The organism is Bacillus sp. OK048 (assembly GCF_900103525.1).
Classification (GTDB): domain Bacteria; phylum Bacillota; class Bacilli; order Bacillales; family Cytobacillaceae; genus Neobacillus.
The window spans coordinates 1-17,856 of record NZ_FNHN01000014.1; the positions used below are offsets into that span (position 1 = coordinate 1).

The 17,856-nt window shown below is 38.7% G+C and carries 13 protein-coding genes, 22 tRNA genes, 1 rRNA gene and 1 pseudogene; 25 read left to right on the forward strand and 12 right to left on the reverse strand.

Annotated elements, in window-relative coordinates:
* The 24 genes from rrf to BLR86_RS20985 form a co-directional block, all read left to right on the forward strand.
* Window positions 1-107, forward strand: a 5S ribosomal RNA gene (gene rrf / locus BLR86_RS20865); the annotation flags it as partial.
* A gap of 43 nt (window positions 108-150) precedes the next feature.
* A tRNA-Glu gene (locus tag BLR86_RS20870) sits at window positions 151-225 on the forward strand.
* A 65-nt stretch (window positions 226-290) separates the two neighbouring features.
* A tRNA-Val gene (locus BLR86_RS20875) sits at window positions 291-366 on the forward strand.
* A gap of 5 nt (window positions 367-371) precedes the next feature.
* Window positions 372-447: transfer RNA gene (locus BLR86_RS20880), tRNA-Thr, on the forward strand.
* Window positions 448-455: 8 nt separating this feature from the next.
* Window positions 456-531, forward strand: a tRNA-Lys gene (locus BLR86_RS20885).
* Window positions 532-565: 34 nt separating this feature from the next.
* Window positions 566-647, forward strand: a tRNA-Leu gene (locus BLR86_RS20890).
* Window positions 648-685: 38 nt separating this feature from the next.
* A tRNA-Gly gene (locus tag BLR86_RS20895) sits at window positions 686-760 on the forward strand.
* 5 nt (window positions 761-765) lie between these two features.
* Window positions 766-854, forward strand: a tRNA-Leu gene (locus BLR86_RS20900).
* A 43-nt stretch (window positions 855-897) separates the two neighbouring features.
* Window positions 898-974, forward strand: a tRNA-Arg gene (locus BLR86_RS20905).
* 9 nt (window positions 975-983) lie between these two features.
* Window positions 984-1,060, forward strand: a tRNA-Pro gene (locus tag BLR86_RS20910).
* Window positions 1,061-1,084: 24 nt separating this feature from the next.
* Window positions 1,085-1,157: transfer RNA gene (locus tag BLR86_RS20915), tRNA-Ala, on the forward strand.
* A gap of 9 nt (window positions 1,158-1,166) precedes the next feature.
* Window positions 1,167-1,259: transfer RNA gene (locus BLR86_RS20920), tRNA-Ser, on the forward strand.
* A 160-nt stretch (window positions 1,260-1,419) separates the two neighbouring features.
* Window positions 1,420-1,493 (forward strand) — tRNA-Met (locus tag BLR86_RS20925).
* 3 nt (window positions 1,494-1,496) lie between these two features.
* Window positions 1,497-1,573: transfer RNA gene (locus BLR86_RS20930), tRNA-Asp, on the forward strand.
* 44 nt (window positions 1,574-1,617) lie between these two features.
* A tRNA-Phe gene (locus BLR86_RS20935) sits at window positions 1,618-1,693 on the forward strand.
* A gap of 29 nt (window positions 1,694-1,722) precedes the next feature.
* A tRNA-Tyr gene (locus BLR86_RS20940) sits at window positions 1,723-1,807 on the forward strand.
* A gap of 34 nt (window positions 1,808-1,841) precedes the next feature.
* A tRNA-Trp gene (locus BLR86_RS20945) sits at window positions 1,842-1,915 on the forward strand.
* A gap of 15 nt (window positions 1,916-1,930) precedes the next feature.
* Window positions 1,931-2,006 (forward strand) — tRNA-His (locus tag BLR86_RS20950).
* Window positions 2,007-2,023: 17 nt separating this feature from the next.
* Window positions 2,024-2,095, forward strand: a tRNA-Gln gene (locus BLR86_RS20955).
* A gap of 4 nt (window positions 2,096-2,099) precedes the next feature.
* A tRNA-Cys gene (locus BLR86_RS20960) sits at window positions 2,100-2,173 on the forward strand.
* Window positions 2,174-2,185: 12 nt separating this feature from the next.
* A tRNA-Gly gene (locus BLR86_RS20965) sits at window positions 2,186-2,259 on the forward strand.
* A 3-nt stretch (window positions 2,260-2,262) separates the two neighbouring features.
* A tRNA-Ile gene (locus BLR86_RS20970) sits at window positions 2,263-2,339 on the forward strand.
* A gap of 126 nt (window positions 2,340-2,465) precedes the next feature.
* Window positions 2,466-2,539, forward strand: a tRNA-Arg gene (locus tag BLR86_RS20980).
* A 143-nt stretch (window positions 2,540-2,682) separates the two neighbouring features.
* Window positions 2,683-2,826 carry a hypothetical protein gene (locus BLR86_RS20985; RefSeq protein ID WP_254782397.1) on the forward strand — a complete coding sequence of 48 codons (144 nt, stop codon included), beginning with the start codon at window positions 2,683-2,685 and terminating at the stop codon, window positions 2,824-2,826.
* A gap of 783 nt (window positions 2,827-3,609) precedes the next feature.
* On the opposite strand, the gene BLR86_RS20990 is transcribed toward BLR86_RS20985, so the two are convergent.
* From BLR86_RS20990 to BLR86_RS21000, 3 genes are all read right to left on the reverse strand, one after another.
* Window positions 3,610-4,104 carry a hypothetical protein gene (locus tag BLR86_RS20990; protein ID WP_090766249.1) on the reverse strand — a complete coding sequence of 165 codons (495 nt, stop codon included), beginning with the start codon at window positions 4,102-4,104 and terminating at the stop codon, window positions 3,610-3,612.
* Window positions 4,105-4,223: 119 nt separating this feature from the next.
* The gene (locus tag BLR86_RS20995; RefSeq protein WP_090766254.1) at window positions 4,224-4,406 is read right to left on the reverse strand and encodes a sporulation protein Cse60; all 183 of its coding nucleotides are present in this window, start codon (window positions 4,404-4,406) and stop codon (window positions 4,224-4,226) included.
* A 783-nt stretch (window positions 4,407-5,189) separates the two neighbouring features.
* On the reverse strand, window positions 5,190-6,746 hold the full coding sequence (locus BLR86_RS21000; RefSeq protein ID WP_090766257.1) for an ABC-F family ATP-binding cassette domain-containing protein: 1,557 nt from the start codon (window positions 6,744-6,746) through the stop codon (window positions 5,190-5,192).
* A gap of 670 nt (window positions 6,747-7,416) precedes the next feature.
* Here BLR86_RS21000 and BLR86_RS21010 point away from each other — a divergent pair.
* Window positions 7,417-7,650: pseudogene (locus BLR86_RS21010) on the forward strand (transposase); the annotation flags it as partial.
* Between the two features lie 10 nt (window positions 7,651-7,660).
* Here the strand turns inward: BLR86_RS21010 and BLR86_RS21015 are convergent.
* From BLR86_RS21015 to BLR86_RS21055, 9 genes are all read right to left on the reverse strand, one after another.
* Window positions 7,661-9,487: a polysaccharide biosynthesis protein gene (locus BLR86_RS21015; RefSeq protein ID WP_090766261.1), complete on the reverse strand. Its 1,827-nt coding sequence runs from the start codon at window positions 9,485-9,487 to the stop codon at window positions 7,661-7,663.
* Window positions 9,488-9,754: 267 nt separating this feature from the next.
* On the reverse strand, window positions 9,755-10,888 hold the full coding sequence (locus BLR86_RS21020; RefSeq protein WP_090766264.1) for a glycosyltransferase family 4 protein: 1,134 nt from the start codon (window positions 10,886-10,888) through the stop codon (window positions 9,755-9,757).
* Window positions 10,889-10,981: 93 nt separating this feature from the next.
* A complete protein-coding gene (locus BLR86_RS21025; RefSeq protein WP_090766266.1) occupies window positions 10,982-12,187 on the reverse strand; it encodes an O-antigen ligase family protein in 1,206 nt (401 codons plus the stop codon).
* A 4-nt stretch (window positions 12,188-12,191) separates the two neighbouring features.
* Entirely contained in the window at window positions 12,192-13,310 is a 1,119-nt protein-coding gene (locus BLR86_RS21030; protein ID WP_175492994.1) for a glycosyltransferase family 1 protein, read from the reverse strand.
* A complete protein-coding gene (locus BLR86_RS21035) occupies window positions 13,303-14,598 on the reverse strand; it encodes a lipopolysaccharide biosynthesis protein (RefSeq protein WP_175492995.1) in 1,296 nt (431 codons plus the stop codon). Before BLR86_RS21035 ends, BLR86_RS21030 begins: the two co-directional genes overlap by 8 nt.
* A 14-nt stretch (window positions 14,599-14,612) precedes the next feature.
* Window positions 14,613-15,761, reverse strand: a complete 1,149-nt coding sequence (locus tag BLR86_RS21040; protein WP_090766275.1) for a glycosyltransferase family 4 protein — start codon at window positions 15,759-15,761, stop codon at window positions 14,613-14,615.
* 33 nt (window positions 15,762-15,794) lie between these two features.
* Window positions 15,795-16,667 carry an NAD-dependent epimerase/dehydratase family protein gene (locus tag BLR86_RS21045; RefSeq protein ID WP_090766278.1) on the reverse strand — a complete coding sequence of 291 codons (873 nt, stop codon included), beginning with the start codon at window positions 16,665-16,667 and terminating at the stop codon, window positions 15,795-15,797.
* Complete coding sequence (locus tag BLR86_RS21050; protein WP_090766282.1) at window positions 16,639-17,256, reverse strand: sugar transferase; 618 nt, start codon at window positions 17,254-17,256, stop codon at window positions 16,639-16,641. The genes BLR86_RS21045 and BLR86_RS21050 overlap by 29 nt, the downstream gene beginning before the upstream one ends.
* 112 nt (window positions 17,257-17,368) lie before the next feature.
* Complete coding sequence (locus BLR86_RS21055) at window positions 17,369-17,719, reverse strand: hypothetical protein (protein ID WP_090766285.1); 351 nt, start codon at window positions 17,717-17,719, stop codon at window positions 17,369-17,371.
* Window positions 17,720-17,856 lie beyond the last annotated feature (137 nt).

Here is a 17,856-nt window from a genome sequence, read left to right on the forward strand (position 1 = left end):
TATGGCAAGAAGGTCACACCCGTTCCCATACCGAACACGGAAGTTAAGCTTCTTTGCGCCGATGGTAGTTGGGACTTTGTCCCTGTGAGAGTAGGACGTTGCCAGGCTAAGCCCCTTTAGGGGCTATTATTTTGCCTAATTTTTATAGTTGGCCCCTTGGTCAAGCGGTTAAGACACCTCCCTTTCACGGAGGTAACACGGGTTCGAGTCCCGTAGGGGTCACCAATGTTTTTTCGCGATAGCGAAAAATAACATTCAATTCGTTTAAGTGAAAATAACTTTCTATATATGGAGGATTAGCTCAGCTGGGAGAGCATCTGCCTTACAAGCAGAGGGTCGGCGGTTCGAGCCCGTCATCCTCCACCATATGCGCCGGGGTAGCTCAATTGGTAGAGCAACTGACTTGTAATCAGTAGGTTGGGGGTTCAAGTCCTCTCGCCGGCACCAGTTTTTTTGAGCCATTAGCTCAGTTGGTAGAGCATCTGACTTTTAATCAGAGGGTCGAAGGTTCGAGTCCTTCATGGCTCACCAGATTTTTTTGTGCTAGCAAAATAAATTTCATTATGCGGGTGTGGCGGAATTGGCAGACGCACCAGACTTAGGATCTGGCGCCGCAAGGCGTGGGGGTTCGACTCCCTTCACCCGCATCAAAGATTTTTGCAAAGCAAAATATCTTACCATATATGCGGAAGTAGTTCAGTGGTAGAACACCACCTTGCCAAGGTGGGGGTCGCGGGTTCGAATCCCGTCTTCCGCTCCAATGTTGCCGGGGTGGCGGAACTGGCAGACGCACAGGACTTAAAATCCTGCGGTAGGTGACTACCGTACCGGTTCGATTCCGGTCCTCGGCACCAGAGTTTTTTTGCGATAGTGAAAATAACTTACAATTAAAATAATGCGCCCGTAGCTCAATTGGATAGAGTGTCTGACTACGGATCAGAAGGTTATGGGTTCGACTCCTTTCGGGCGCGCCATCATTATTTCGGGAAGTAGCTCAGCTTGGTAGAGCACTTGGTTTGGGACCAAGGGGTCGCAGGTTCGAATCCTGTCTTCCCGACCAGTCGAATGTGTAAATTAACAATTTGGGGCCTTAGCTCAGCTGGGAGAGCGCCTGCTTTGCACGCAGGAGGTCAGCGGTTCGATCCCGCTAGGCTCCATTTTTATTTGGAGGAATACCCAAGTCTGGCTGAAGGGATCGGTCTTGAAAACCGACAGGCGGGTCAAACCGCGCGGGGGTTCAAATCCCTCTTCCTCCTCCATTAATTTTATAATTTATCGTCGCGGGGTGGAGCAACAAGCGTTACTTCATAGAATAATCTGCGAGTTGTATCAATCGAACAGCTGCTTGAATAAGCTTACAGAGATTGATACAGTCCATACAAGTTTTGGGCATGAACAAAATGTTTTAATTATTATTATCGCGGGGTGGAGCAGTTCGGTAGCTCGTCGGGCTCATAACCCGAAGGTCGCAGGTTCAAATCCTGTCCCCGCAATTTGGTCCGGTAGTTCAGTTGGTTAGAATGCCTGCCTGTCACGCAGGAGGTCGCGGGTTCGAGTCCCGTCCGGACCGCCATTTTTATCCTGGTAGTTTGTAACTACTGTTGATATAGATTGTGTGGCTCAGTAGCTCAGTCGGTAGAGCAAAGGACTGAAAATCCTTGTGTCGGCGGTTCGATTCCGTCCTGAGCCACCATTTTTCACTTTTTAATAATACTTTTATGTGGAGGGGTAGCGAAGTGGCTAAACGCGGCGGACTGTAAATCCGCTCCCTCCGGGTTCGGCGGTTCGAATCCGTCCCCCTCCACCAAGGTTTTTTACGAAGTAAAATAACTTTCCTTTATAGGGGTATAGTTTAAAGGTAGAACGAAGGTCTCCAAAACCTTTGGTGTGGGTTCAATTCCTACTACCCCTGCCAGAGAAAGAGAATATGGCGATTGTGGCGAAGTGGTTAACGCACCTGATTGTGGTTCAGGCATTCGTGGGTTCGATTCCCATCAGTCGCCCCATTTATTTTATAAATTATTGGGCTATAGCCAAGCGGTAGGGCATCGCACTTTGTCTGCGACATGCGTTGGCTCAGATCCAGCTAGCCCAGTCATGGCAGCATAGCCAAGTGGTAAGGCAGAGGTCTGCAAAACCTTTATCCCCGGTTCAAATCCGGGTGTTGCCTCCAATTTTAGAAAATGCGGGTGTAGTTTAGTGGTAAAACCTCAGCCTTCCAAGCTGATGTTGTGAGTTCGATTCTCATCACCCGCTCCATATGGGCCTATAGCTCAGCTGGTTAGAGCGCACGCCTGATAAGCGTGAGGTCGATGGTTCGAGTCCATTTAGGCCCACCAGAATTTTTTGCGAAAGCAAAATAATTTTCCTTTGTTCCGCAGTAGCTCAGTGGTAGAGCAATCGGCTGTTAACCGATCGGTCGATGGTTCGAGTCCCTCCTTCACCGCCAGATAAATTAATATCATGCGCCTTTAGCTCAGCTGGATAGAGCATACGCCTTCTAAGCGTACGGTCAGAGGTTCGAAACCTCTAAGGCGCGTAAATGTAAAAACAATTGGATATTTTCATTACTTTACGAAAAATAAGCCCACTCTTTTTGGTATTATCCCCTTTAAGTAGACAGTGTAAAAAGCCCAAGACATTAACTTGGGTGTTACACTACTACTTGGAGGGGATTTTTATATGGCTGTAAAGGGACAGAGGTTTCAAAACTATGCAGAAGAAATTAAGTTGAAAGCAATTGAAATGTACATTAATGGTGAAGGAAGTTACAATTCTCTATCTGCCGATTTGGGGCTTCGCAGTTCAACCCAGTTAAAGAATTAGGTAAAAAAGTTTGAGGAGTGCAAGAAGCTTACCGATCAAAGAGGAAACCTTAAATCAGATAATCCCTTTATAGGGCGGCAAAAAGTAAAGTTTCAAAGTGTTCCCTATCTTGGTTAACAGAGAGTTCAAAGAGATGGCTATGGGATCAGACCCCCGCTCAGCTTGATTATTTTACTATTTTTGAAACGTTGCTGCCAGTTCGGTAGCAAATCGTAAGATTTGTCTAGGGGGTATACAGGAAAAATGAGAACTAGATAAATCCAACGACAATTTTCTACCCAATTTCTACTAGAATCTCTTGAACTATCTACGTTCGTGACTGTTTCAATCAAACGTTTAATTGGCATCAAAATGTGTCGCTCTGTGTAGGTATCTAGTTTTTATAGCTTCTTATTGTAGATCCTTATCAAGGACTGAGACGTGTCATCGACAAAAAATCTTCTTCTAAACTGACATGAGTTCGTTTAACAAAAGGGCTTTTCTCACATCTAATCAAACGTTTGTGTAGGAATTTTTGTGTTACTCAAACGTTTGATTAGATCCGCCATTTCAGTTGTTAACTAGGGGTTTGCTTACTAAAAGATAAGAGAAGATTGTCGATAGGCGAATTTGTAAAAACATACTCAGGTTGTCTCATCTCCTTATGGGAAGATTCTCCTATTAAATACGTATTATGAAGGGCTTTTCCCGTATACCATTTTATAATTATTTCTTCCTCACAGCTTCATTCTTACTCCAAAATAAAAAGCACCTAATTTGACTAGGCGCTAACGTTTGACTTTATTATTTCTGATTATCCTTGATTTCCTCGAGCTTTTCTTCAATCGTTTTTATCAAAAACTCATTTATATAAATTTGTTTTCTTCTCTTCATATCTTCAATAAAAAACGAGCTCGCACCAAAAAAATACATAACCAAGAAATATACAAATAATATAAAAGTAGCAATAATCATCGCAATAGCTTCTATTATCCAACTACCTAAAGATATTTTCATTTTTAAGAGACTAGCAATAACACCAGTGTTAAAAATATATACAAGTACTGTAGTCAATATTCCTAACGTGACTCCTCTTACGCCATTATACGAAATTTCTTTTTGGGTAGCCTCTAAATGTTTTAAAATATTCCTATAAATTTGTATCTGATCTACAGTTCGTTTTCCAAAATATTCTTCAAGTATTTTTAATTCTTTAAAAGCAGTTTTTCTTAATTTTTCATACTTATCTTGTTGGTTCAGAATGTTATTTCTAAACTTAACTTCTTTTGATCTACTCATTATCTTCACCCATTTAAATATAGGCGATTAGTCAATAATTGGCAATACTATTTCATTCTCCTTTCCTCATTCTTTCTAACATAAAAAGCACCCTCGAAAGGATGCTTAATTTTAATAAATTAAATTTTGTAAATAACCATTGCTGAATGGTAATCTGTTCTATCTTCTCCATATGCATAACTGTTGAACTTAATATCAATCAGTTTGAACGATGAATCACATTCCATAGTTTCTAAAAAACCATTTACTGCATCCTCTAATTTCTCTACATTTTCATAATCAAATATTTTTACCCTATTCATTTTATAATCCCTCCCTACGCTAATTATTATAGCGAAAGGAAATATATGGACAAATACTATCGTTCGTCAAATTATGACAATAAAAATGCACCCTAAGGATGCTTTAAGCAAGTAATTTAATATATGCAAAAACCTGGTGCCAGGCACCTTTCAGCGAATTTCCAGTTATCCCATGGGTGAAATTCCTCCTCGAACATCCAATTACCAGTGCCATCCAGAGAATTTCAAGTTAATCCATACTCGGAAATCCCACACAAATCAAAGGGAAGTGGGGCTGACCAGGGGAAATGGTGCCAGTGATTACAGCCACTGAATTTTACCACTTATCGCCAATGCGTTTACCAGAGGATCAAAAAAGCCCTTCAGATTAAGACCTTACTAATCTTTTAGGGCTTTTTTTGATAAATTTAGTTCGTCAAAGAATGGGACAACTAATCAGCTTTTACATTTACCTAGCTAATCCGTGACGCTTACGCATAGAAATCTCTCCGTCCAGTGGTAGGAGTCATGAATAATGTGTCTAGTGAAATCGGTGCCAGGCACCATCCAGTGAATATCCAATTATTCAATAACTGGATATTCTATACTGTTGTAAGGGGATCCGAGTGCTCAGGTTAGCCTAATGGTTGCAGCGGCTTAAGGGCGGCTTTGATGAAGGTTTAAAAAAGAATCCCCTGCATTTATGCAGGGGGAGAAGTCAAGAGAATACATTCTTTTGGTTTAATGACTATCTAGAGGAAGGATCTTAAAGGGGCTGACTGGCAAGTAAAAGCCCCCTTTTATCTATAAAGCTTTAGTTGTCCATGATTCTACGTCCCAAATATCTGTTACCACGTCTTGGTAGAACTCAGGTTCATGAGAGATAAGGAGCATGCTTCCCTTATACGATTTCAAAGCTCGTTTAAGCTCAGCTTTTGCATCTATATCCAAATGGTTGGTTGGCTCATCGAAAATTAGGATATTGCTTTCTTGGTTAAGTAGCTTGCATAACCGGACTTTCGATTTTTCTCCACCACTTAAAACCGATATTTTACTTTCAATGTGTTTTCTAGTTAAACCACATCTTGCAAGAGCAGCGCGTACCTGTCCTTGACTTAAATGAGGAAACTCATTCGATATTTCTTCGATGCACGTGTTTTGATTTTCCGTTTTCACTTCTTGTTCAAAATAACCAATATACTGGTGTTCACCACGTTCAAGTGTACCAGAAAGGGATCTTATTTCTCCAAGCATGCTACGAAGGAGTGTCGTCTTACCGATTCCATTGGCACCAACTAAGGCCACTTTTTGTCCACGCTCTATATAAAGATTTAACGGTTTTGATAGCGGCTCTTCGTAACCAATGACAAATTCTTTTGTCTCAAAAATTAATTTACCAGAGGTTCTTGCTTCTTTAAAGTTGAAATCAGGTTTTGGTCGTTCCTGTGCTAATTCAATAACATCCATTTTATCGAGTTTTTTCTGTCTGGACATGGCCAAGCTACTAGTAGAGGCCCTTGCTTTATTACGGGCTACAAAATCCTTTAAATTAGAAATCTCTGATTGTTGTCGCTTAAAAGCAGCTTCAACTTGTATTTTTTTAGCTTCATAGACAATAAGGAAATTGTTGTAATCACCGATGTAACGATTTAATTCTTTATTTTCCAAATGGTAGATGACATTTACTACGCTATTAAGAAATGGCATGTCATGAGAAATCAGTAAAAAAGCATTCTCGTATTCTTGTAGGTAACGTCTTAACCACTCAATATGTTGTTCGTCTAAATAGTTTGTAGGCTCATCTAAAAGAAGAATATCTGGCTTCTCCAGTAAAAGCTTGGCTAATAAAACCTTTGTTCTTTGCCCACCGCTTAAATCATGAACATCTTTTTCTAATCCTACATCATCAAGACCAAGTCCCCGTGCCACTTCTTCTACTTTAGAATCAATAATATAAAAATCATTATTTGTTAATACTTCCTGTAATGTACCAACTTCATCTAACAACTTTTCCATTTCTTCAGGTGTAACGTCAGCTAATTTTTCATAAATGGTATTAATATTCGATTCGACGTCAAATAGATATTGAAAAGCTGTATTTAGTACGTCACGGATTGTTAGTCCCTGTTGTAGGACAGTGTGTTGATCAAGATAACCAACTCGTTGATTCTTAGCCCACTCTACTTTTCCCTCATCAGGCTGAAGTTGTCCTGTAATGATATTCATAAACGTCGATTTACCCTCACCGTTAGCCCCAATTAAAGCGATATGCTCTCCTTTTAACAAGCGGAAGGAAACATTATCAAAGATAGTACGATCGCCAAATCCGTGGTTTAGGTCTCTAACCGTTAATATACTCATATGTTCGACCTCATTTAAATTTCATTTTATTTTGTTTAGGAAATATTTTTATATTCGTTCATTGAATTGTTAGAAGTCAGTATTTGACTATAACACAGATAATGGAAAACTTGAATGGTTTATATTGTAAATCCATTGATCTTACTTTAAAGGGAAATAACTGATAGCTCTTTAAAAGAAGCAGTGGAATGGAAAATACAATCTCATACAGAAATAGTTCATCATGCTGGGGTTTACGGGAGAAGTCAATGGATCCCTCGTTCCTATCATCGTATTTATGCATGGGGCAACAACACTCCCCTAAATTTTAAGGAACAGTTCTAATCCTCGACAAATAAATATTAAAAAGCCTGAATTTTGTTTAAACAAAGGGTCTAAGTCTGTTTTAATCAAACGATTGATTGGAAATATAACAAATAGTCTCTTGTCGAAGGCAATAACTTCACTTCCCAACATTAGGAGTCCGTGTGCAGCCAATCATAGTACATGACTTCACCGTTTCCGAGTACATAGCGAAACGGCTTACTCTCATAGCTGTTTTCAGGTAATTGCTCGAGATAGAGCTCTTTTAATTTGTTGGTTAAAATGCCATAAAAGAAGGCAATTGGTTTTACTACCTGCTTGGTAGATTTTAACTTACGGACCAGCTGCTTGAATGACTGAATCGCAATGGCGACACCTGAATTTCTGGCAATTTACGACCTATCTGCACGCAAGACATCCGCGCGCCAAGTGCGACCAATGTGGAAAAATTAGGACAGTCATCGTGGATTGGCCACGCCGATCACCGGCCTTCATAAAAGGCGTTGAATCTGAGTTTCCCAAGGCCCATATCACTTTTGACAAATTCCATGTAATGAAATTGGTGAATGAAGTCTTAGATCATGTACGGAGACAGGAACAAATGGAGCAGCCTACTTCGCCGTAGCCATAACAGGTGAATACTCAAACCTATTATTAGCCACCGCAATCAAAGTATCATGCATCTCCACCTCAGACATCTCCAAAAGTCCACCAATCAACCGACCTAGCACCTCATCCTCAAGCACATTCGCCTTACCAATACGAATCTTTGGAAATACCTTCTCTGGATGTACTTCATTTTCATTCAACAGCTCTTCATACATCTTCTCCCCAGGACGAAGTCCTGTGAAACGAATTCCGATTTCTTCTATAGTAAAGCCTGAAAGTTTAATTACATTTTTCGCTAGGTCAACAATCTTAACAGGTTCGCCCATTTCCAATACAAACACCTCGCCACCGCGCGCCAACGAGCCTGCCTGGATTACAAGCCTTGATGCCTCCGGTATCGTCATAAAATACCGTGTCATATCCTGATGCGTAACCGTAATCGGCCCGCCGGCTTGAATCTGCTTCTTAAATAACGGAATTACACTTCCTCGACTCCCCAAAACATTACCAAACCGCACCGCAACAAATTTGGTGTTACTATTTTGCGCCAGACTCTGAATAACCATCTCCGCAAACCGCTTCGTTGCCCCCATAACATTCGGCGGATTAACAGCCTTATCCGAAGAAATCAAAACAAAAGTATGTACACCAAAGGTGTCCGCCGCCTCCGCCACATTCTTCGTCCCAAAAATATTATTCTTCACTGCTTCTCGCGGATTGTATTCCATCAACGGAACATGCTTATGTGCTGCAGCATGATAAACAACAAATGGTCGATGTTCCTCCATCACTTCAAACATTCTTGCCCGGTCTTGAATATTACCAATCACCGGAACAATCTCCATTTGCCCTTTATACAATTTGCTGATTTCCATATCAATCTGATAAATACTATTCTCGCCATGACCAACTAAAACAATTTTACTAGGATTGAATCTACATATCTGACGGCAAATTTCCGACCCAATCGATCCACCTGCACCTGTCACCAGCACTGTTTTTCCAGATATTTTTTCTGAAATACTGCCAATATCTAATTCTACCGGATCTCTTCCTAGTAAATCCTCTACCTGAACTTCACGGAATTGGTTGACCGATATTTTACCAGTCATTAAATCCTCAAGCTTTGGAATAATTTGCGTCTTTGCCTTTGTTTTTGAACATTCCTCAAAGATTCGATTTAGTTCATTTTGTTTTAAAGAAGGAATCGCAATCATAATATTATCAATTTCGTATTTTTCAACCGTTTTTGCAATACAGTCTGAAGCACCAACAACCGGTATACCAAGAATATCCAATTTATATTTATTCGGATCATCATCAATAAACGCTACAGGCTTAAGGTCAATTTCATGGTTGTGCAGTAACTGTCGTGCTACCATCGTTCCGCCTGAACCAGCACCAATGATCAGTGTTTTTTTAATATTCTTTTGTTTATTCATAAAGTTGTCTCGGAACATCCGCCACGAAAACCTTGAACCGCCAATCAGCAGCACATGCAACATCCAGGTAATCATTAACGCTCGTACATACGTATTTCCAAACACTAGCATTTGCATCACAGATGTCGCCATAATGGAAAACGTGACCGCTTTAACAATTGCAATCAGTTCCCCAACACTCGCATATTGCCAGGCCTTATTATATAGATGATAAATGGAAGCAAATAAATGATGGCTAACTAATAAGGTTAAGGCCGTGACAGGCAGCATTGGCACATTAAAAATGTGAACCCAAGGATTAAGCGTCCAATAGCTTATGTAGATTGCTGTTAACACAATAATCGAATCCAAAATCGCAAGCGTGGTCAATCTTTTCTTGTAAGTCACCGCTCCATTCCCCCTTTTCTTTAAATTTTTATGGGGCTCGAGATCCGGGTGCCAGGCACCATCCAGAGAATTTTGTCGAGAGGCGAATTTGTAAAAAAGAATGGAAAGTAATCTAATAGGGCAAAAAAGTCTATCATTTTCATAGTAAACTAGAAGGGCAGATCACATTCTAATCAGCATTAAATTAGTTGTTTTTGTTTAACAGCTCTCTTTGATTCCCATAAGTACAATTTTTAGGGGGGATTGGATCGAATGAAATTCCCTATCTTAGATTTCTAAGACCTTTTTTACCCCGCTCAAAAAGGCCTCTCGAGTAAATTCTTGTTCATAGCGCTCTCTTGAAAGCTTGCTCATTTGTTGTAAGAGTTCAGGATCGTCTATTAAATGTTTAATCCCCTCAACTAGTGCTTCAGCATTATCTTTTTCTATTAAATAGCCATTTTTACCATGCACAATTAATTCTGGTATTCCCCCGACGTTTGTTGCAATACAGGGTAAACCCAAACCCATGGCTTCGATAATGGCTAACGGAAGCCCTTCCGTGTCGGATGGCAGGACAAACACATCGGAATCATTCATCATAGGTAATGGATTTTCTATCCAGCCTAAAAAATGGACGCTGTCTGTTAGTTGAAGATCTTCCACTAATGTATGTAAATAATTTTTATATTCATTTGTAGTCCAACTAGGTTTTACTCCGATGATCTTTACCTCAACATCACAACCCATTTGTTTCAATCGAGCGCAGGCCTGTAACACTAAATCCTGCCGTTTTCCCTCTATTAAAAAACCAACAGTCACAATGGAAAATTTGGTTTTGGTTTGTTTTATCTTATGAATTTCTTCCACTTGAATATCAAGTCCGTTATGCACTGCAACAAACTTTTGACTGTGCTTACTAAAATGGTCTTTATACCTTTTTGCAATCTCATCAGATACTACGACAATTTTATCTGTAAATGTAAGACAGATTTTACCAAGTAGATTATTTAAATTCTCTTCTCCATGGATATGCCAAATAACCTTTTTTCCCAGTAGCTTCCCCAACCATCCGATCACTAACTGAGAACGAAATTGACTAGTATAAATAATGTCTATATTGTTTTTTATGATGAATAACAGAACTCTATAGAAATGAGGAAGGAGTAAGAAAGCTTTCGTAAGATGGGACAAAATTCCCTTTTGAAGCTGATCTTTCCTTGCACGATCTACCCCACCATTGATTGGAATAATGGTAACTTCTTTATTTCTACTTCTTACTCTATCGATCATTGGTCCTGACGTTGAGCTAAGAAAGTGAGTCTTAATAGTGTGGTCCTCTAGTCCTACTAATAACTCTAATTCACATTTTTGAGCGCCTCCCCATTCGGGACGGCTCTGATAAAATAAAATTTTTTTCATCTGTTCCACCTTTTTTGCTCACGATTTATCTTGTCTCAAAATCATTTTTCAAATTCCTATACCAGTAAGAAATTTCCAGGAAACGCGGCAATTTTATTTTTTTGAATAGAATAATAAATAACCTACAACATTATAAAAGGCAATGGTGATTCCTGTCCCAATTAACCCAAACATCGATTCAGTCATACTAAACAAAATAAATGTTAACGTAATAATAAACGGGAGGAATTTAACTAGATGATTATTCCCTTTTTTAAAAATAAATTGGATAGACACGATCAAAGCAAAGAGTAAGAATATCGCAAATAATAGCGCTGCTAAATAGCCATATACCCCTAAAATCCAGATGATACTATTATGTGCACCCTCTGTAAACCCATCAAAGTAACTTGACCCATTCCCCAAAAGGACTGCTTCGTTTATTACTTTCCCCCAAATTTCTTCTCGTCCATTTAATAGATCACCTTGAGAATGGGAGGTTGAAAACTTATCTATTAAACCAGAAAGTAAAGTTTCCTTAGGAATGAATAGCAGGAATATAGTCACTATGGTAAAAATAAATAGAAGGGGTTTCCAACTAGTATGATTAATTATATAAATAAAAAGCAAAAATAAAGTGATTGCCCCCATCACAACCAGTGATGTTCTACTTTGTGAAAGAATGACACTTATAAATGAAATGGAAAGTGCACAAAAGAGAAGTGGCTTTTTCAGCTTCTGCAGTGGACGCTTCCCGTTACTTTTTACAATCAAAAGATAAATGGCAGTTATAAAGGACAATGTGGATAGTTGACCGAACCCATTTGGATTTCCTGCTAACCCATAATAGGGAAAGATAGTAATTGGTACACGAATATAGGAACAGACAATATAGAAAAAATTACTAAAAAATAACCCGCATAGTACGACTAATTCAAACATTTTTCCGCTTCCAGGCATGACCCAAAAATAGATGATTGGGACAAAAACCAATAAGAACAACCCTTGGATGGGAATAGAATGGTGGGTCATTTCTGAAATAAAGATGGTACTGCCAAACAATATCCAAATAAAAAATAAGTAAAAAGACAAATAGGACCTGAATTTAGGCCATTGTTGTTTTCTCCTTAAGAAATGGTAGAAAAGCAGAAAAAATCCTACCCCTACAAGAATATACCGTAATACATTTAAAAAAGGATCGAGGGGCCGATAGGCTGATCCCATAATGACAATGGAGGAGCTACCATAAATCAGGATAAATAGGAGAAATATTAATGTTTGTTCTTTATGGACTCTTGATGAATTTTTCTCCTTTTCCAAGCTTCTATCCCCCTATATATATATCTTCTATAATCTTAGCTTGATCTTCCGAATCATACCCATTCACTTTCAATTGCCTTTTACGGGTAGTCCAGTCCGAAGCACTTCTATCTGGCTCCAGTAAATTGATAGACTCTGCCCAACTTTCTGCTCCATCCGTAAGGACTTTAAAGGTAAGTAACCCTAGACCCAGGTCCGCTTCTTTAGGGATACTACTCGATACCAAACACGGAATTCCCGCAGCCTGTGCCTCTATCAGTACATTACCAAGTCCTTCAAACAAAGAAGGGAACAGAAAATAATCGAAAGAATTCATTACTTCTGGTATATCTGACCGGTTCCCTAACATTTTTACCGATGAGTCTATGCCCAGTTTCTTAGCAAGCGAGTTGATTTTATTCTCTTCAGAGCCCTCCCCGACTAAAACGAGAAAGGAATTCGGATTCTTTTTATGATAGTGATAGAAAGTGTGAAGAAGATATTCATGATTCTTTACCGGATCAAAACGACCGACATGTCCAATGATTGTTTTCTCAATAGGCACGCCAATTCTTTCCCGACTTTTCCTCTTATTTCCGTTATCAAGCCGAGCATAAGTAGATAGGTCAATACTATTTCGAATCACAATGGAATGACTACTTTTATATGAGTAAAGGGCTTTAGCTGCTGCTTCTGTGCATGCCATAAGATGTGTGGCACTTTGTAAAATCTTATATTTCATATACCCTTCATACATTTGCCTGTGGAAGGTTAATTTCTTTCCATCGCTAATGGTATGGCTATGGGCAATTCTAACGGGAACCCCTGCCTTTTTTGCAACAGGAAGTATCGCTCCACTAAAATGATGAACATGACTATGAACGGCTCGGAAGCTATTCTGTTTTAAGATGGCATATAGTTCTTGACGGAAACGTAGTAAATGTTTCGCTCCAGAGTATGACACTCGATAAATTCTTCCGCCTAAGTCGATAATTTCTTGTTCATAATAGCCCTTTTCTGCACCATGTACGAGAAAGTCAAATTGAACCTTGGACCGATCGAGTTTTCGATAAATATTCATAATCATTGTCTCTGCACCGCCGGGATTCATGACAGCAAAGATATGAAGAACTCTATTAACCACTAACATCACCCCCTATATTTCTTTTTTGTAAGTAGCGGATGGAAGTTGCTTTTTGTGCTTTAGAGACCTCATAAATAATCACCGTTGCTAAAGAAAGGCACTGAGCTGCAGCGGTGGCTATCGTCACATATGCTGCACCATTAATTCCAAATTTCGGAATGAGCAAGGCAGAAACCGCGATCGTGATGACAATCCAGAATAGGGAAAGAAAAGGCTGGATTTTAAATTTCCTCATCGAGGTTAAGATGTACCCTAAAAAAGAACTCGTATATAAAAGAATACTAGCGAACATGAGTAACGTAAAAACAGATTGATACGCAGCATATTCAGAACTATAAATGATTGTTAACAGCTGTTTCCCCCATATTGATGCAATCACATAGCCAATAACTCCACAGAACAAGCCAATGGAAAGAAGCATGAAAACTAACCTAAGGAATTTTTTAAAGTCTCCATTTATATAAAAGGAGGCTAAACGAGGGCTTGCGGATTGCCCAAAGGCATTGATAACAATATTACCAGCAAATAAGATATAAATTAAAGCTGAAAAATAGGCTAACTGCTCTAAGCCTGCATAATGTTCAATAAAATATCTAGGTATGTTTGTGGTTAGCGACGATAGCATCATGACAATCCCAAGGGGAAAAGCCGTAATGAGTAACTTTTTTAAGCCCTTATCATACCTAATTTTTGTATTTTGACGAAACGCTACTAAACTGGGGCGATCTACGATCAAATAGACAAACAACCAGCTCAAGCCTATTCCAATAACAGCACTGACTAAACTATCCAACACCCAAATACAAAAACTTACAGAGAGAAAAGACAATAAACCCCTTATAATGAGAGATCGAGAAATTAAGTCCATTCTTTCATGCTTTTGAAAAAATCCATAGTGGATTTCACAATATGTTTCGATAATCTTAGTCATTCCCATTAATAGGATAATGAGAGATACGTGTGAATCATATCCCCCCATCAATAATAGGAAAATAATAATCAAAAAGGCAATCATGCTCATAAAAACTCGTAAACTTAAATAGTTCTCAAACGAATAATCCTTCTTCGCATCTGTTGCAAGAATCGTTCGCAACTGAAGGTCGGTTAACAGTATAATGGGTGCAGTTACGGCGATACCTAGGGTATATACTCCTACTGCTTCCGTAGAACTAAGCTTCGCTAGTGAGATGAGAATTCCCCATTGCGATAAAGAATAAGTTGCATTTCCAATCAGCATGTGAGAAAAATTCCTTCGAAGTGATAACGCCTGTATGGAACGCAGCTTCATGAAATACAACTCCATTATTTCTTATTGAAATAGCCATTATAAAGCTCTAACATTTTTTTAAATAGCTCACGCTGGTCAAAGTTATTTTTAACAAACTCACGGCCATTTTTGCCCATATAGATTCTCGTTGGTTCATCGTTCAATAGTTTCTTCAGGGCCTCATACAAAGACTCAACAGACTTTGGCTTTACGAGCAAACCGCGTTCACCAGAAACTACAGCTTCCCTTGGACCTGGAATATCTGTCACGATGACTGGTAATTCCATGGCTTCGGCTTCAATCACGACACTTCCAAACCCTTCACGATAACTAGGCAATACAAAGATATCCATAGCTGAGAAATATTGTTCCACTTTGGTTGTTGAGTCGCAAAATAGTACATGGTTTGAATTTTTAGCCCAATTCAACAGGTCTTGATCTAATTGGTCTGCTTGGTCCGCCCAGCCAACAATGAGGAGTTTACTATTTTCTTCCTCTTTAAGTAGCTTTTTCATGGCGGAAAGCAATTCATTGATCCCTTTTTCCGGTGTAATCCTGCCTACAAATCCAATAACCAGTTCCGAAGGCTTTAGCATGAGCTTAGCTCTAATTTCCTGACGCCAATCCTTCTTTTTTTCGATATTGAATTTATCTAAGTTAACCCCGCTTGCACTGCCATTCCAAATGACCTTACCTTTATTTTTCGGATAAAGCCCTTCAGATACTGAAAGGTCTAAATTCCCAAAACTATCTGGTTGAATATCTGTTGAAAGAAGGCAAATGATCTTTTCAAGCACACGAAAAATATGTCTTTTAAGGCCAGTAAAACCGACATATCTTATTCCCCACTGTTTATAAATTCGAACCGGAACTTTAGCCATCCATGCCGCAATAGCCGAGTAGAGTGCGGCATTTGTAGTCGTATATTGTACAATATGATAGTTTTCTTTTCGAAACAATGTATATAAAGTCCAAATACTCGTTAGTGCGTTCACTATGCTTATGCCCCTCTTAATTTGGACAGGATAATACTTTGTGTCTGAATTTAGTGTTTTGCTGAACTCATCATCTTTACCACAAACAATAGAAATCTCATATCCATGGCTTTGGAGATAGAGTAATGGTGTAATTAAAAATGTATTAATTTGATAGGATAATGTAGATACTGTGCAGATTTTCTTCAATTTTGTTTACACATCCGTTCATACTCTCATCTTTCAGTCAATTTCTGTACGTGCAATAGCATCCTTAAATGAGGTGAGTTGATAGCGACCACTATAATCGTTTGACATATTGGCATCATATACTAGATTACCGAAAGCCTTGTTAGCCACATTGTGGTTAGATAAAAACAGCTTGATAACTCCCTGCATCCCACCTACTGCAAAGAACCTTCGTTTATGATATTTCGCAATCTCTGCTCCTAATTCCATTGTGGATACATATTTTTCATCCTGAGGGCAATAAATGGTCTTTTCAACTTTAGGATCTTCTAATAGAAGTCGAATAAACTCGCTATGATTATCCACATAAATCATGCTTCTTTGATTTTGAATCTTTGGCAATACACCGAATTTCAGAACAAGCCTCTTTAATTTTTGGTAGTTTCCCGGACAGTTTGGTCCATAGATGATGGGGGAGCGAATAATGGCAATGGAAAATTTGCTATCCTTTAATTTTACTAGTTCCTGTTCAGCTTGCATTTTACTTTTCCCATAATATGTAGCAGGGCTACTCGGTGTATTTTCGTTTATCATTACTTGCTCACCGATTGCACCCTCTAGACCATAGACCGACATACTGCTCATGAAAATAAACTTTTTAACCCCTGAAGCTTTTGCCTTCCTAGCCAATTCAATGGTCAAATCCCTATTAATCTCATAATATAAATTTTCAGATTCGGGGGTTTCCTTTTCATGTACGATGGCTGCAGTATGGAAAATCACGTCATAGTTCGACAAATCGATTTGCTTCCATTCATTGCTTCTTAAACTGATGGTTTCTACATCATACTGACTAGGCCATTTACTCAACCAAGCTTTTAGGCTTAGTCCAACATAGCTATTCTTTCCTGTAATTAATAATCTCATATAGCTTACCTTCTTTAACCCCTCTTCTTCTAACAACACGAATGACAGTTAAAAAGAGTATGTTTATATCAAATAAAAGGCTAATATTATTTACATATTCCCCATCAAAATTAGCCTTTTCTTCTATAGATAGTTCATCCCGGCCATTCACCTGTGCCCAACCGGTTAAGCCTGGATAGAGCTGATTACAGCCATATTTATCTCTTTCTGTGATTAAATCAAACTGATTCCACAGAGCAGGTCTAGGTCCAACCATACTCATATCACCTTTAAGAATATTGAATACTTGTGGCAGCTCATCTAGGCTTGTCTTTCTAAGCAGTTTTCCAACCCTAGTGATATATACGTCCGGGTTTTCTAATAGATGGGTTGGTACTTCTTTTGGCGTTTCTATTTTCATTGTCCTAAATTTTATAATGGAAAACTCTTGTTTATCCTTGCCAATTCGCCTTTGTTTAAAGAAAACGGGGCCTTTAGAGTCTAGTTTAATAAAAATAGCAATACACAGAAACACTGGCCACAGTATGAGTAAAACTATAAATGCTATTGTAAAATCAAAAATCCGTTTTCCACTTGAATAAATACCCATAAAATACTCCCTCTGTTATGAAACATCTATGGCCTATTTTCATTATTTATTATTAGATACCTTCAAAAACTCGCCAAATTCTAGAGTTTGAAGCTCCCATTCCATAGAGTGATTAATTCGAATCTATCATTTCATATATTTGCATATCTTTTATCCAAAGTTCGCTTTTTTGTCCTCTTTCATCCATTCCACGAATGACAAAGAAAGGACCTAGGTCTGGGTGCTGTTCCTTAACTCGTGTGCTAATATTACTAATCTGCACCAGTTTTGTATTTTTCAGAACAAAATCATGAACTTCCTCTTCATCATTCTTTGAATCCGCAGCTGCTGCCACGTTTTCTTTTACCTCTTCAGTCTTCTTTTGCTCTTCACCTGTAGCTTTTTCTTTTCCAGCACAACCACTTAATCCAACTAAAGCTAAAGATAACAGTAGCATCAATATTAATTTTCCAAATGTCTTCACTATGATAAACCTCCATAATATTTAGGGATTTTTTACTATAATAATATCTTATCACTATCGTATTTAACTTAATTGTAAATTTTGTATTGTTTATGTAAAATTTAGTATATTCCAAGATATTATGTAGAATTATGGAA